The organism is Flavisphingopyxis soli, from assembly GCF_007995095.1.
GTDB lineage: Bacteria > Pseudomonadota > Alphaproteobacteria > Sphingomonadales > Sphingomonadaceae > Flavisphingopyxis > Flavisphingopyxis soli.
The window spans coordinates 973062-988363 of record NZ_VOPY01000001.1; the positions used below are offsets into that span (position 1 = coordinate 973062).

Below are 15302 nucleotides of genomic sequence, written 5' to 3' on the forward strand. Positions count from 1 at the left end.
AACTAGAGCGACACCAGCCCGCTGGCGACCGCGAGGCCGAGGAAGGCGAGGAATCCCATCGAATCGGTGATCATCGTGACGAACACCGAGCTTGCCACCGCAGGATCCTGGTCGAGCCGGTCGAGCGTCACGGGGATCGCGACGCCGGCGAGCCCGGCGATGACGATGTTGGCGGTCATCGCGGCGGCGATGACAAAGCCGAGATGGAGGATGCCGAACCACAAGGTCACGCCGACGCCCGCGATCACCGCGATGGTCAGGCCGTTGAGCAGCGCGATGCGCAGTTCGCGGACGATCGCGCGGCGCGTGTTCGAACTGGTCAGCTGGTTGGTCGCGATCGCGCGGACGGTGACCGCGAGCGTCTGCGTGCCGGCATTGCCGCCGACACCCGCGACGATCGGCATCAGCACGGCGAGCGCGACCATTTTCTCGATCGCCGCGCCGAACGCGTAGATGATCGTCGAGGCGACGAGCGCGGTGAACAAATTGGCGATCAGCCAGCGGACGCGCGCGACGTACGATTCGCGGATCGGTTCGTTGATGTCGCCGTCGCCTGCGCCCGACAGCAGCAGCGCATCCTCGCCGGCCTCTTCCTGGACGATGTGGAGGATGTCATCGACGGTGATCATGCCGACCAGCCGGCCGCCCGGATCGATGACCGCGGCCGAGATCAGCGCATATTTCTGAAAGCGCAGCGCGACCTCTTCCTGGTCCATGTCGACGGGGATCAGCGTCTGGTCGCGCTGCATCACGTCGGCCATCGCGATATCGCGCGGCGTGCGCAGGACCCATGACAGCTGGCAGGTGCCGATCGGCCGGTGAAGCGGATCGACGATGAAAATCTCGTAGAAATCGGTCGTCAGGTCGCCGTCGTCGCGCAGCATGTCGATGACCTGGCCGACGGTGAAATGTTCGGGCACCGCGACAAGATCGCGCTGCATGACGCGCCCGGCGGTCTCCTCGGGGTAGGACAGGGCCTCCTCGATCGCGGCGCGGTCCTCGGGATCGAGCGCGTTGAGCACCGCCTGCTGGTCGGCCCGGTCCATGTCCTCGATGATCGCGACCGCGTCATCGGTATCGAGCGCGCTGGCAAACACCGCGACCTGTTCGGGCGCGAGCACATCGACGATGTCCTCGCGGACATAGTCGTTCATTTCCGACAGGGCGTCGGCGGTCAGCAGTTCGCCCAATGCGGCGGCGAGCGGGGCGCGCTCGTCGCGGTCGGCGAGCTCGAACAGATCGGCGATGTCGGCGGGATGGAGCGGGCGGACCAGCGCGCGCGCCGCCTCGGCCTCGCCATCCTCGACATGGTCGAGGACCGCGCGGACGAACGATGGCTTGAGGCGATCGTCCTCGTCGAGGCTGGTTTCGGCGGGCGGCGGATCGCCGTCGCGGAGCATGTCGGCGATATCGCTCATATAAGATGCTCCTGCAGTGGATCGCGGCCGATGCGTTTTCCTAGCCACGCAGCGCGGAAAAGCAACCGGAACGGCAGTTGCCACGTGACGACCGTCCGATACTGGAAAAGCGCGCAGCGACGCGCTAGGGCAGCGGCAATACGACCACCTTTCTGATTCAGGAGCCCATCATGGCCGATACACTGACGCTTTCCCTCGACACCGGCGACGGCACGCCCAAGGACGTTGTCATCAAGCTGCGCCCCGATCTCGCGCCCGACCACGTCACGCAGATCTCCGAACTCGCGAGCGAGGGATTCTACGACGGTGTCGTCTTTCACCGCGTCATCCCCGGCTTCATGGCGCAGGGCGGCGATCCGACCGGCACCGGCATGGGCGGCAGCGAAAAGCCGCACATCAAGGCCGAGTTCTCGAAGGAACCGCATGTTCGCGGGACGTGCTCGATGGCGCGTTCGTCGGATCCGAACAGCGCCAACAGCCAGTTTTTCATCTGCTTCGACGACGCGGGCTTCCTCAACGGCCAATATACCGTCTGGGGCCAGGTCGAGAGCGGCATGGAGCATGTCGACGCGCTGCCCAAGGGCGAACCGCCCAAGAATCCAGGCAAGATCATCTCCGCCAAGCTGGGCTGAACGCGTTGATTTGAAGGGTGGCTTTTCGCGAAATGTTATGCGAAATGTCGTCTGACGATGAAACTATTCCAGACGCGAAACGTATTTGTCGTGCATTTTAACAGGAGGATTTATGCGTAAGACGATTTTGATGACTGCCGTGGCCACTGCCGCGCTGGCGCTGGCCGGTTGCCAGAGCAAGGAAGCCGACGCTGTCGAAGATAACGCAGAAGCGCAGGCCGACGTGATCGACAACATGGCCGACAACGCCACCAACGAAGCGACCGAAGACGCGCTCGAGAACAAGGCTGATGCCGTCGAGAACGCCGGTGAAGCCAAGGCTGACGCGATCGACGAAGCCAAGTAATCGAATAATCTTCCGGGCTCGCCCGGACCGAACGCGGCGCTGCGACCTTCCGGTCGCGGCGCCGTTTTTGGTTATAGCCCCGCTTCGACCAGCCAGTCGTGGAACAGCTTGACCGGCCGCGTCCTGAGCGCGCGGGGGCGACAGGCGAAGTAATAGGCATAGGGGCTGGCGACCTCGAAATCGAACAGGCGGACGAGCCGGTCGTCGCGCGCGTCGTCGAGATGGTGGCTGTGCATGAAGGCGACGCCGACGCCCTGGGCCGCGGCCTCGAGCATCAGCGGGCCGCTGTCGAAATGGTCGATCGCGGCGGGTTCGAGATAGGGCATGCCGATCGCGCGGCGCCATTCGTCGAACGTTTCGGGCATTTCGGAATGGATCAGCACGGTCATCCGCTGCAACTGTTCGGGCGCGGTGATGCGCTCGCCACCCTCGACCAGCGAGCGCGCGGCGATCGGAAAGACGAGATCGCTGCCGAGGCGGACCGCATAGAGGTCGGGATCGACCGACTTCGTAAGGATGATCGCGGCATCGACCGCATCGCCGAGGCGCAGTTCGCCATGGCCGCCGGTTTCGACGTCGAGGTGGAGCTCGGGATGGCGCGCGCGCAGTTCGGGCAGGCGCGGGAACAGGCGCTGAGAGGCGAACAGCGGCAGGACGTTGAGCCGAAGGCGCAGCTCGCGCGGCTCGCCGACGGCCCGGTCGATCGCGGCGGCAAGATCGTCGAGCGCGGGGGCCAGTTCGAGCTGGAGGCGGCGGCCCGCCTCGGTCAGCCGGAGCGCCTGGTGACGGCGGTCGAACAGCTGCTGCCCGACGAGCGCCTCGAGATTCTGGATGCGCCGCGACAGCGCCGGGTTGCTCAACGACAGTTCGCCGGCGGCGGCCTTGATCGAACCGAGCCGCGCGACCGCGGCAAAGGCTTCGAGACCGATCAGGGGCGGCAGGCGTCGCATAATGCACGCTAGCATTGCAAAAACTGCAACTGCAAGACTTTGTTCGCAACGGCACAACGTCGCGCCGCGGAAGGGCGCGCGCGCCGCCGGTCGCCAACCGCAGGGCGCACATCTGGCGCGCGCAACTTTCATCCCTATCTATCCGTTCCATCATCAGCCGGTCTGCGGCGAAGCAACACGAGGGTTCCCGCATGGCCGATGCCGAAACGCCGCCGAGCGACAGCAACACGATCAAGATCCAGGTCGCCAACGCCCGTCCCGAGGACAGCGGGCGCGGGCTCGCGCGGCTGCCGCGGGAGATCATGGCCAAGCTCGCGCTCGCCGAGGGCGATATCGTCGAGATCATGGGCAAGCGCACGACCGCATCGCGCGTCGTCTTTCCCTATGCCGAGGATGAAGGCATCGACCGCTTGCGGCTCGACGGTCTGCAGCGCGCCAATGCCGGCGCCGGGGCCAATGATTTCGTCTCCGTGCGCAAGGCGGCATCGCGCCCGGCGCAACGCGTCGTGCTCGCGCCGGCGCAGCAGAACCTGCGGCTCCAGGGATCGGGCCAGGCGCTCAAGCGCAACTTTGCCGGGCGGCCGATGGTCGCGGGCGACGTCGTCGCGACATCGGGTCATCACCGCATGCAGAACGACGAACTGCCGCCGCAGCTGCGCCAGATGCTCGGCGCGCCGGCCTATTCGCTGACCGAGATCCGCCTCGTCGTCGTCTCGACGGTGCCGTCGGGGATCGTCCATATCGACGAGACGACCGAGGTCGAGCTGCGCCCCGAGTTCGAGGAGCCCAGGGAGGCGCGCCGCGCCGATGTTACCTATGACGATATCGGCGGGCTCGGTGAAACGATCGACCAGTTGCGCGAGATGGTCGAGCTGCCGCTGCGCTATCCCGAACTGTTTGCCCGCCTCGGCATCGACCCGCCGCGCGGCGTCCTGCTCCACGGCCCGCCGGGAACGGGCAAGACGCGCCTCGCCCGCGCAGTCGCGAACGAAAGCGATGCCGAGTTCTTCCTGATCAACGGGCCCGAGATCATGGGCAGCGCCTATGGCCAGTCCGAAGGCCAGCTGCGCGAGATCTTCGAGGCTGCGACCAAGGCGGCGCCGTCGATCCTGTTCATCGACGAGATCGATTCGATCGCGCCGAAGCGTGGCCAGGTCCAGGGCGAGGCCGAAAAGCGCCTCGTCGCGCAGCTGCTGACGCTGATGGACGGGCTCGAGGCGCGAACCAATCTGGTTGTCATTGCAGCTACAAACCGTCCAGAAGCGCTCGACGAGGCACTGAGGCGCCCCGGCCGGTTCGACCGCGAGATCATCGTTGGCGTGCCCGACCAGCGCGGCCGGCGCGAGATCATCGGCATCCACACGCGCGGCATGCCGCTCGCCGAGGACGTCGATCTCGACGAGCTCGCCGGTACGACCTTCGGATTCGTTGGAGCCGACCTTGCCGCGCTGGTGCGCGAGGCGGGGATCGAGGCGGTCCGCCGCCTGATGCCCAAGCTCGACCTCGAAGAAGCGACGATCCCGCCCGAGCTGCTCGACGAGCTGCACGTCACACGCGACGATTTCCTCGCCGCGCTCAAGCGCGTCCAGCCGTCGGCGATGCGCGAGGTGATGGTCCAGGTCCCCAACGTCAAATGGGACGATGTCGGCGGGCTCGACGATGCGCAGCAGCGGCTCAAGGAGGGCATCGAATTGCCGTTGAAGGACCCCGAGGCGTTTCGCCGGCTCGGTATCCGCCCGGCCAAAGGGTTCCTGCTCTACGGGCCGCCGGGAACGGGCAAGACGCTGCTCGCCAAGGCGGTCGCGCGCGAAGCGCAGGCCAATTTCATCGCGACCAAGTCATCCGACCTGTTGTCGAAATGGTATGGCGAGAGCGAGCAACAGATCGCGCGGCTGTTCGCGCGCGCACGCCAGGTTGCGCCGACCGTGGTGTTCATCGACGAACTCGACAGCCTGGTGCCCGCGCGCGGCGGGAGCGGCGGCGGCGAGCCGGCGGTGACCGACCGTGTCGTCAACACGATCCTCGCCGAGATGGACGGATTGGAAGACATGCAGTCGGTCGTCGTGATTGGCGCGACCAACCGCCCCAACATGATCGACCCCGCGCTGCTGCGGCCGGGACGCTTCGACGAGCTCGTCTATGTTCCCGTGCCCGACGCGGCGGGTCGGCGGCGGATCCTGGCGATCCATACGGCGAAAATGCCACTCTCCAAGGACGTCGATCTCGATACGATCGCGGTCGAGGCGGAGCGCTTTACCGGCGCCGATCTCGAGGACCTTGTTCGCCGCGCCGGCTTGAATGCGCTGAGGCGTTCGCTCGACGTGCGCAAGGTCGGGCAGGATGATTTCGAGGCGGCGCTCAAGGACACGCGCGCGTCTGTCAGCGAAGCGATGGAGCGCGAGTATGAGAGCATCGAGGGCCAGCTCAAGCGCCAGGCGGCGCGGATGGGCGGCACGATCGGGTTCATCGACGAAGGCATGCTCAAGCCGATCAACGCCGCGAAGCACGAGGATTAGGGGCAGTCAGCGCTAGTTCGTCATGCTGAAACACATTCAGGGTGACGAGACTTAGGAATGGGTCGTCAATCGACCCGCAACGCCTTCCAGCCCCAGGCCAGCAGGAAGGCGGAGATGCCGCCGATCAGCGCGAAGGCAAGCCAGCCGTGCTGGGCGCGCGAAACCGTGTAGAGCGCGATGCCGAGCGTCGGGCCGACGATATAGGCGGCGCCGTTGGTCGAGGCGACCTGTCCGGCGACCGCATCCTGCTCGCTGCGACGCACCGCGAGCGAGACGCCCGCGGTAAAGCCGGGGCGGAACAGGCCGAAGCCGAGCGAGGCGATCGCGATGCCGTTGACCATGCCGAGCAGCCCGCCGGCAAAGGTGAGGACGATCGATCCCGCGAGCGCGAGCGCGGCGCCCCACAGGATCGACGCGCGCGGACCGATCGACAGCGCCGGGATCAGCCCCCATTGCGCGAGCAAAGTCGCACCCGCGCCGGCGAGGAGGACGATGCCCGTCGGCGCCACCGCAGCACCCGGATCGCCGCGCAGCCCGAGCCGGTCGAGCACGACGAAGCCGATGATGCCGAAGACGATCGCCTGGGCATGGCCGCCGAGCAGGCCCGCGAGCAGCCAGGGGCGCGTGCGCGGATCGTTCCAGCCGAGCGCGCGGCTGGCGGGTCTGAGGTGGGGCGCGTTGCCGCCCGCCACCGCGTCCTCGTCGTCGTCATCCTCGACCGCGAGCGCGCCGCCGCCGCTGGAGGGATAGCCGACGACCGCACTGCGCGCGGCAAAGCGCGGATCGTCATTGGGCAGGACGATGCGGAGCGCAACGAACACCGCGATGCCGAAGCCGGCAAAGGCGAACAGCGGCCCGGCCAGGCCGACGACGGGAAAGACGAGGAACGGTGCGACCGCGGGGCCGATCACCGTGCCGAGACCGAATGACGATGCGATCAGCGCCATCGCGGCGGTGCGGTGGATGCGCGGGGTGCGCGCCGCGACATAGGCCTGGACCGCGGGCGGCGCGGCCGACCCGAGCGCGCCGTAGAGGCTGCGGAACAGGGCAAAGGCGATGAAGGTGACGCCCGCGCCGATCCATCCGGCGAGACCGGCGTAGAGCGCGAGGCCGCAGAGCAGCATCGAGGAGGCAAAGCCGATCAGGCCGAGTGCCATCAGTGCGCGCCGCCCGCGCCGGTCGCTCATCGCCGCCCAGCGCGGCGCGCTGACGACCCACAGCAGCGCCGACCACGAGAATGCGAGCGCGACCCACCAGTCGGGCACGCCCAGCCGGGTGCCGATCGCGGGCAGGATCGACTGCATCGCGGTGTTGCCTGCGGCCGCGACGAGCATGACGAGGAACAGCACGGCCATGCGTGAAGGGCGCACGCCGCCGATCGCCGAGAGCGCAGGTGATGCGGCGGCCGACGCGGAGCTGTCGTTCACTCGCGCGCCCAGCTGTAGCCGCGCGTGACGCGCGCGACGGTGACGCGATAGTCGTCGTACCACATGGCGCGACCGCGCTGCCGGATCGCGGCGTGAAGCGGGTGGTCGCGCCATGCCAGCGCCGCTTCGTCGTCGGCCCAGTAGCTGACGGTAATGCCGAAACCGTCGCTGCCGCGTGCGCTTTCGATGCCGAGATAGCCCGGCTGCGTCGCCGCGAGCTGCTCCATCTCGTCGGCCGCGGCGGCATAGTTCCAGGCGTCGCCGTCGCGGCGCCGGGCCGAAAAAATGACCGCGATCGCGTCGGTCGGAACGGGGGCGGGGGCGCTCGACATGGCGTCCACCATAGGCCTGACTCGGCCGCCATCAAGCGCGTTTATGCGACGCGCGGTCTCGTTGCGTCGCCGCGCCCTGCACCCGGAGCAGCGCTGCGGCCGACGCGATATCAGTTGCAAACACGCCGCTATTTTGCGACTGGCTATGCTTCCCCTTCAGCTGCGCGGATAGAGCGATGACCACCACCAAGGCCGAGAAACGCGCACGTTCGCGCAACACTGCCGAACGATTTGTCGACTTTCTCGGGCCGTGGGGCATGTTCCTCAAGGGGTTTGCCAAGAACCCGGTGATGGTCGGTTCGGTCGTCCCGTCCTCGGCCAGGCTGATCGACCACATGCTCGGGCCGGTCGATTGGGCGAACTGCAAGGTGTTCGTCGAATACGGCCCCGGCGTCGGCACCTTCTGCCGCCCGATCCTCGCGAAGATGCGTCCCGATGCAACTTTGGTCGCGATCGATACCAACCGCGACTTCGTCGATTACCTGACCAGGGAAATCCGCGACAGCCGCTTCGTCCCGGTCCACGGATCGGCCGCTGACGTGCAGGAAATCCTCGCCGCGCTGGGCCACGCCCACGCCGATTACGCATTGTCGGGCCTGCCGTTCTCGACCCTGCCCAAGGGCGTCGGCGACGCGATCGCCGATGCCACCGCCGCCGCGATCCGTCCCGGCGGCGCCTTCCTGGTCTACCAGTTCCGCGCCAAGGTGCTCGATTTCCTCAAGGGCCGTTTCGGCACGATCGACCATGCCATCGAATACTGGAATATCCCGCCGTGCCACCTGTTCTGGGCGCACAAGGACTGAGATCGGCAGGCTTAGCGCTTGCCCCCAATCGTCATTGCGAGCGGCAACGCCGCGCGGCAACCTCTCGCAAGGGTGGCGTCGCCCGACACGTGCCGGTCGTGGTTCAAGAAACCGTAGCAGCTTCGCGGAGATTGCTTCGTCGCTACGCTCCTCGCAATGACGGGTCTTCTACAATCCGAAATTGAGGCGGCGCGAAACGGTGTAGTCGACGACGGTGACGAGGAACCAGCTCAGCGCCCAGCGGATGCGGTTGAGCAGGGTCGCGCGCGCGCGGTGGACCGCCGGGGTGATCTCTTCGCAATAGGCGATGTGCGTCGTGACATAGGCGCGCATGCGGTTGGCAAAGGCTGCATCGTCGATCCGCAGCATGATCTCGGCATTGATATACAGGCTGCGCATGTCGAAATTGGCCGAGCCGATATAGACGCGGTCGTCGAGCACGATCAGCTTGGTGTGCAGCTTGCAGGGGGTGAATTCGTAGATCTTCGCGCGGCGCTTGAGCAGATAGCCGTAAAGCAGCCGGGTTGCGCCGATCGTCGCGCCATTGTCCGATTTGCCCGCCATGACGAGCCGCGTCTCGCCGTTGCGCGCGATCCGGCCGATGCGCCTCAACAGGCTCTGCGCGGGCGAGAAATACGCCATGATCATGTCGAGCCGCTTGCCGTGCTTGAGGTCGAGGCTGACGCTGCGTGCCCACGGGCTCAGCCGGCTGGTCGGCCCGCCGAGCAACAGCCCGACCTTGCCCTCGCCGGGATCCCACTGGCGGATCAGGCGGCGGATCGTCCGCCATTGCGCGTGCGGGTTCTGCGTCCAGGCGTGGAGCCGGTCGAAATAGTGCTGCAGCGGCGTCACCGCCGGGCCCTCGATCGTCATGCCGAGGTCGTGCCAGCCATTGTCGGCGGGCGGTGCGAAATACGCATCGGCGACGTTGAAGCCGCCGATCATCGCGCGGCGCCCGTCGGCGATGACGATCTTCTGGTGATTGCGGATCAGGTAACGCACCGAGCGCTTGGCCGAAAAGCGGCAGAAATCGGCGCCGGCCTCGACCAAGTCGGCAAAGAATGCCTCGTCGGTATCCGATGAGCCAAAGCCGTCGATGATGAGGCGGACCTTGACGCCGCGCCGCGCGGCGGCGGTGAGCGCATCGCGGACGCGTACGCCGACTGTATCGTTCTCGAAGATGTAGAAGGTCAGGTCGAGCGTGGCGCGAGCCTCTTCGATCAGCGCGAGCAGCGCCGCGAGCCGGTCCTCTCCTGCAGGAAAAACCCGGAATTCGTCGTCGCCGACGCGCGCGCCGAACGGCACCGCATCGCGGAAGAGGTCGAGCTCGTGCGGCGCGCGCGCGTCGTCGACAGGGGAGTGATCGTCGGCCATCCGCCTGCGATAGTCGCTGCGCGGCGCTTGGCAAGGCCGGTGCGGAGCCTGCGGCGAGCGACGTGCGGACGGAGGCGCGGGCGGTTTTCATTGACTCCGCGAGGCTGTGACGCTAAGCGAGAGCTTCGAATTTTCCCCGCATTTAGCGTAAGTTTTGCAAAGGAAGCGGCATATGGCTCGCGTCACCGTCGAAGATTGCGTCGACAAGATTCCCAACCGTTTCGACCTCGTCCTGCTTGCTGCGCAGCGCGCGCGCGAGATTTCGGGCGGCGCCGAGCTGCTGGTCGATCGCGACCGCGACAAGAACCCCGTTGTTGCCCTGCGCGAGATCGCCGAGAGCAAGGTCAAGCCCAAGCATCTCGAGGAATCGCTCGTCCAGAACCTCCAGAAGGTCCAGATCGACGACGACGACACGCCCGATGAAATCGGTTCGCAGAGCCGCTCGGCCGAGGCGCTGCGCCTCACCGCCGCCGCGCCGCCGCGCCCGACCAACATCGCGACCGACTTCGACAAGGGCTGAACTCCGGCGGCTAAGCTTTGGCACCCCTTCGAACGAAAAAAACCCGGCCAGTGGCCGGGTTTTTTGTGGCTGGCGTCAGGGGTGCAGTGCGATCAGCGCGCCATGCCGATCTTCGCCAGGTCCCTGGTGACGTCGGGATCGATATAGGCGGCATAGGTGCGGTCGCGCGCCGCATCGGAGCCCTTGGCGATGACCGCGCGGAGATAATAGGCCCAGGCCGAATCGGGGTCGATCTCGATCGCCGCATCGATATCCTCGATCGCCTCGGCGGTGCGGCCGAGCTTGGCATAGGCGATCGCGCGATTGATCAACGGCCCCGAAGGTTGTTCGTTGAGCTGGATCGCGCGGGTACAGTCGGCCAGCACGCGATCGGCGCCGAGCGTGTAGCGTGCCTCGGTCGCACACCGCGCCGAGATCAGCTCGGGCGCCTTTTGCGCGCTGCGGCCGGCGGCTTCGAGCGCCGCCATCGCTTCGTCGCCGCGCCCGGCAGCGGCGAGCACCGATGCCTTGAGCCCGGCGATCTGCTTGTCCTCGATCCCCAGGCCTTCGCGCTCGGCAATCGCCGACAGGGCATCGTCATAGGCATCGTGATCGAGCCGCAATTCGACCAGTTGCTTCAGCGCGTCGAGCGAATCGGGCTCGATCGCGAACGCCTGATCAATGTCCGCTTCGGCGCGGGCCTTGTCGCTGCGGGCATAGAGTTCGGCGCGCCACAGATATTTGCCCGCGCTCGGGTCTATTTCGATGATCGCGTCGAGATCGGCGATCGCCTTGGCATATTGCTGGGTCAGCTCGTAAACATAGGCACGCGATCGCAAGGGCGCGATTTCGTCCTTGGGCGCGCTCGCCACCGCCTTGTCGAGCGCATCCATGATCGGCCCGAGCCGGTGCGCCCTGGCCGCAAGCATCGCCTCGACATGCGTTCCGGGATAGTCGCTCGGCGCCTCGATGCGCAGCGCATCGGCCTTGACCGCAGCGAGCGCGCGGCGCTGGGCGACGATCTGCGCCGCCGGGATTTCGCGTGCGACCGTCCGCCAGGTTTCATCGGCTTCGAAGCGGCCGTCGGCCAGCGTTGCGGCCTGTTCGAAATGGGTGCCGAGCACGCGCTCGTCGATAGCGGCGCGCCCGACCATCGCAAAACCGCTGCCGACGTCCGGCAGCCGCAACGTCGTGGCGTAGCGGACATGCGTCTTTGTACCGACCGAATAGGCGATGTTGCGCCATTCGCTCTTTGACCGGTTGGCGGTCAGCTTTTTCGATCCGATCGCCGAATTGAACTCGCGCTCATAGCGGCCGTCGACCCTGTCCCAGGTCAGCCAACTGAGGCCGCGGGCCTTGATCGTCGTCGTGTCGCTGGCCTCGTCGAAACTGATCGAGCGTTCGGATATCCCCGTGTTCGGCACGTAATTGTCGATCACGTCGTCGAGCATCTTGGTATATTCGGTTTCGCTGACGGCGCCCCTGGACGACTTGAGATTGTTGTCGTTCGAGGTCCGCCAGCTGACGGTGACGTCGAACAGCGTCGGCAAGGTAATGCCCGCGCTCGAATCGTAACCCAGCGTGACCTTCGAAGCCGGTCGGCCGAGCGGTCGTACTGGGATCGCGATGAGATCACTGCCCGCCGCGGTGACGGGGAGCGCATAGCCGAAATCGGGGGTGTCGGCGATGTCGCCGATGCGGTCACCGACACGCGTCCCGTCGAGCCAGTAATCCCTGCCATCGATCATCGCGCGGACGATGACATGGTCGAACACGGCAAAGCTCGGCAGGCGGTCCTGCAGCGCATCACCAGAGGTCGAATTGACCAGCATGACGTCGGCTTCGATGCCCAGCGCGCGCAGCATCGTCGCAAGCAGCAGCGACTTGGCCTTGCAGTCGCCAAAGCGCAGCGACCAGGTCTTGTCGGGCGATTGCGGCGTGTAGTTGCCGTTTTCCATGCCGCGGAACAGGTAACGGATATCGTCCTGGACGACGCGCAACGCGGCGGCGGTCCGTTCGATCGGATCGCTGGTCCTGGCCGCGATTCCCGCGACGACGCCGGCAAGTTCGCCATCGGCGGCGATCGTCGCGCGCGGCGCGTAGGCCTTGCTGGCGGTGCGGCTGACCGCCTGCCAGTCGGCAAAGCTCGACACCTCGACGAGCGGCCCGATGCGATAGCGCGTCGGCGCGTCATCGGGCATGTCGATCTTGGTCAGCGACGGGTTGGTCACGACGAGTTCGGTCACCGCGCCGCGCTTGGCGAGCCTGGCGCCCGCGGATTGGGGCGCCTTCCAGCGCATCGTCACATCGCTCGGCCAGAGAATGCGCAGGCCCGCCGACTTCACGTCGAGCTTGTTATCGAGCAGCGCCTCGACATCGTTGACCTCGCCTTCGAGCGAGGGGTCGCGGTAGCTGGTCGAGCTTTCGAACACGATCGTGTCGCCGACCTTGATACCTTCTAGCTGCATCGTCGCGGTCAGCACGCCGTCGAGCGACAGCTTCTCGAGATTGGCCTCGCGACGCAGGACGGTGAATTTCTGACCGTCGGCGACGAGGTCGATGACCTGTCCGCCGCGCAGTATCGCGACGCGATGAACGGTGAAGTCGCCATTTTCGGGGTTCCAGCTCTCCGAAAGATTGCCGAACTGGGCGAGCAGGGAGGCGTCGTTGACGCGATAGGCGTAGTTCGAATAGCTCTCGACGATGCCGTCCTTCATCCGCGTCTGGCGATCGGCAAGGAGGAAGGAGAAATCGGCCTCCGCCTCGGCCTCGCCGACCTCGGGAACCGGCTTGCGATCGACCCAGGCCGGTGCCGGCGCGTAGATCGGCGTGTCGCCGGCTTGGGCAGGCGTGCTCGCCGCGACGAGCGCGACCGCCGCGACGCCAAGATACAGATAGTCGTTACGAATCATTCGATCGCTCCCCCGTTGAACACGCAGGATGACCGAATCGCCTTGGTGCATCAAGCCCTTGGCCAGAGGGCCGGGGGCTTGTGAGCCTGACCGCTATCAGGCGCCTTGCGGCGAGGCATCGCCAAACGGGCGGTTCTTGCGCCGTCCGCCCGCCTTGGGGATCGCGGTACCGACCTGCGGGGTCGACGAAGGCTTGATGATCTCGCCATCGTCGCGGTGGAACTTGCCCGTCTTGAGCAGCTCCTTGATCTCGTCACCCGACATCGTCTCGTATTCGAGCAACGCGTTGGCGAGCAGGTGGAGCTGCTTGATGTGCTTCTTGAGCAACGCCTTGGCGCGGTCGTAGCCGCCATCGACGATCTTGCGGATTTCGCTGTCGATCTTCTTGGCGGTTTCGTCGGACATGTGGCTGCGCTGCGACTGCGAATAGCCGAGGAAGGTCTCGCCCTGCGGCTCTTCGTACTGGAGCGGGCCCATCGCATCGGACATGCCCCATTGGGTGACCATGTCGCGCGCCAGCTTGGTCGCGTACTGGATGTCGCTCGATGCGCCCGATGAGACCTTGTCGTAGCCGAAGATGACTTCCTCGGCGACGCGGCCGCCCATCGAAACGGCGAGGTTGGCGTGCATCTTGTCGCGGTGATAGCTGTACGAATCGCGTTCGGGCAGGCGCATCACCATGCCGAGTGCGCGACCGCGCGGGATGATCGTCGCCTTGTGGATCGGGTCCGACGCGGGCTCGTTGACCGCAACGATGGCGTGGCCGGCCTCGTGATAGGCGGTCATTTTCTTCTCGTCGTCGGTCATCACCATCGACTTGCGTTCGGTGCCCATCATCACCTTGTCCTTGGCGTCCTCGAACTCCTGCGCGGCGACGAGGCGCTTGGCGCGGCGTGCGGCGAGCAGGGCAGCCTCGTTGACGAGGTTGGCAAGGTCGGCGCCCGAGAAACCCGGCGTGCCGCGCGCGATCGTGCGGGCGTTGACGTCGGGGGCGAGCGGAACCTTGCGCATGTGGACTTCGAGAATCTTGACGCGGCCGTCGATATCGGGCCGCGGCACGACGACCTGGCGATCGAAGCGACCGGGACGCAGCAACGCGGGATCGAGCACGTCGGGACGGTTGGTCGCGGCGATGATGATGATGCCTTCGTTCGCCTCGAAGCCGTCCATTTCGACGAGCAGCTGGTTGAGCGTCTGTTCGCGCTCGTCATTGCCGTTGCCGAGGCCGGCACCGCGATGGCGACCGACCGCGTCGATTTCGTCGATGAAGACGATGCACGGCGCGTTCTTCTTGGCCTGTTCGAACATGTCGCGGACGCGGCTGGCGCCGACGCCGACGAACATCTCGACGAAGTCCGAGCCCGAAATGGTGAAGAAGGGAACGCCTGCCTCACCCGCGATGGCGCGGGCGAGCAGCGTCTTGCCGGTGCCGGGCGAGCCGACCAGCAAAGCGCCCTTGGGAATCTTGCCGCCGAGACGGCTGAACTTCTTGGGATCCTTGAGGAATTCGACGATTTCCTCAAGCTCCTCGCGCGCTTCGTCGATGCCCGCGACGTCCTGGAATGTGACCTTGCCCTGGCGTTCGGTGAGCAGTTTGGCTTTCGACTTGCCGAAGCCCATTGCGCCGCCGGTGCCGCCCGATTTCTGCATGTGGCGGATGACGAAAAACGCGACGCCGAGGATCAGCAGGAAGGGCAGCGCCTGGATCAGGAGGTACAGCCAGATGCTGCCCGAGCCGGTTGCCTGGCTCGAAACCTGGACGTTGTTGTCGATCAGCAGCTGCGTCGGCTGCGCGTCCTTGGTCGGGATCGTCGAAACCTTGGCGCCGTCGGTGGTCGTCGCGACGATCGTTTCGGGGCCGATGACGACGGTCTTGATCTGGCCCTGCTTCACCTGGGCGACGAAATCCGAATAGGCGATTGCATCGCCCGTTTTCGCGCCGCCGCCGAACAGCGATGCGACGAGCAGCATGGCGAAGATGATCCCCGCCCAGATCGCGATGCTGCGCATCCACGGGTTGCCGCCGCCTTCGGGATCGTTCTTCGGCGTCTTGTCGTCGTCCATCATCGAACCTGTCGCATAGTGAAGGGATA

The 15302-nt window shown here is 66.2% G+C and carries 12 protein-coding genes; 5 read left to right on the forward strand and 7 right to left on the reverse strand.

What is annotated here, in order from left to right; genetic code table 11:
- Positions 1–2: 2 nt before the first annotated feature.
- Positions 3–1418, reverse strand: coding sequence for a magnesium transporter (gene mgtE, locus FSZ31_RS04820; protein ID WP_147121883.1), 1416 nt, complete (start codon positions 1416–1418; stop codon positions 3–5).
- Positions 1419–1588: 170 nt separating this feature from the next.
- Here mgtE and FSZ31_RS04825 point away from each other — a divergent pair, with 170 nt between their 5' ends.
- Both FSZ31_RS04825 and FSZ31_RS04830 read left to right on the forward strand, forming a co-directional pair.
- Positions 1589–2050 (forward strand): peptidylprolyl isomerase, encoded by a 462-nt coding sequence (locus FSZ31_RS04825; RefSeq protein WP_147121884.1) that lies wholly within the window; start codon positions 1589–1591, stop codon positions 2048–2050.
- Positions 2051–2162: 112 nt separating this feature from the next.
- Positions 2163–2396 carry a hypothetical protein gene (locus FSZ31_RS04830; protein ID WP_147121885.1) on the forward strand — a complete coding sequence of 78 codons (234 nt, stop codon included), beginning with the start codon at positions 2163–2165 and terminating at the stop codon, positions 2394–2396.
- Positions 2397–2467: 71 nt separating this feature from the next.
- Here FSZ31_RS04830 and FSZ31_RS04835 read toward each other — a convergent pair whose 3' ends face one another.
- Complete coding sequence (locus FSZ31_RS04835; protein ID WP_147121886.1) at positions 2468–3346, reverse strand: LysR substrate-binding domain-containing protein; 879 nt, start codon at positions 3344–3346, stop codon at positions 2468–2470.
- A gap of 191 nt (positions 3347–3537) precedes the next feature.
- On the opposite strand from FSZ31_RS04835, the gene FSZ31_RS04840 reads away from it, so the two are divergent.
- Entirely contained in the window at positions 3538–5862 is a 2325-nt protein-coding gene (locus FSZ31_RS04840; protein ID WP_147121887.1) for a CDC48 family AAA ATPase, read from the forward strand.
- A gap of 65 nt (positions 5863–5927) precedes the next feature.
- Here FSZ31_RS04840 and FSZ31_RS04845 read toward each other — a convergent pair whose 3' ends face one another.
- Both FSZ31_RS04845 and FSZ31_RS04850 read right to left on the reverse strand, forming a co-directional pair.
- Positions 5928–7289, reverse strand: coding sequence for an MFS transporter (locus FSZ31_RS04845; protein WP_236643663.1), 1362 nt, complete (start codon positions 7287–7289; stop codon positions 5928–5930).
- Positions 7286–7621: an antibiotic biosynthesis monooxygenase family protein gene (locus tag FSZ31_RS04850; RefSeq protein WP_147121889.1), complete on the reverse strand. Its 336-nt coding sequence runs from the start codon at positions 7619–7621 to the stop codon at positions 7286–7288. Before FSZ31_RS04850 ends, FSZ31_RS04845 begins: the two co-directional genes overlap by 4 nt.
- A gap of 176 nt (positions 7622–7797) precedes the next feature.
- On the opposite strand from FSZ31_RS04850, the gene FSZ31_RS04855 reads away from it, so the two are divergent.
- On the forward strand, positions 7798–8424 hold the full coding sequence (locus FSZ31_RS04855) for a class I SAM-dependent methyltransferase (protein ID WP_147121890.1): 627 nt from the start codon (positions 7798–7800) through the stop codon (positions 8422–8424).
- A 168-nt stretch (positions 8425–8592) separates the two neighbouring features.
- On the opposite strand, the gene FSZ31_RS04860 is transcribed toward FSZ31_RS04855, so the two are convergent.
- Positions 8593–9798, reverse strand: a complete 1206-nt coding sequence (locus tag FSZ31_RS04860) for a phospholipase D-like domain-containing protein (protein WP_147121891.1) — start codon at positions 9796–9798, stop codon at positions 8593–8595.
- Between the two features lie 172 nt (positions 9799–9970).
- On the opposite strand from FSZ31_RS04860, the gene rpoZ reads away from it, so the two are divergent.
- Complete coding sequence (gene rpoZ, locus FSZ31_RS04865) at positions 9971–10318, forward strand: DNA-directed RNA polymerase subunit omega (protein WP_147121892.1); 348 nt, start codon at positions 9971–9973, stop codon at positions 10316–10318.
- A 92-nt stretch (positions 10319–10410) separates the two neighbouring features.
- On the opposite strand, the gene FSZ31_RS04870 is transcribed toward rpoZ, so the two are convergent.
- Both FSZ31_RS04870 and ftsH read right to left on the reverse strand, forming a co-directional pair.
- Entirely contained in the window at positions 10411–13209 is a 2799-nt protein-coding gene (locus tag FSZ31_RS04870; RefSeq protein WP_161595951.1) for a DUF3857 domain-containing protein, read from the reverse strand.
- A 96-nt stretch (positions 13210–13305) separates the two neighbouring features.
- Positions 13306–15273 (reverse strand): ATP-dependent zinc metalloprotease FtsH, encoded by a 1968-nt coding sequence (gene ftsH, locus FSZ31_RS04875; RefSeq protein WP_147122553.1) that lies wholly within the window; start codon positions 15271–15273, stop codon positions 13306–13308.
- Between the last annotated feature and the right edge of the window lie 29 nt (positions 15274–15302).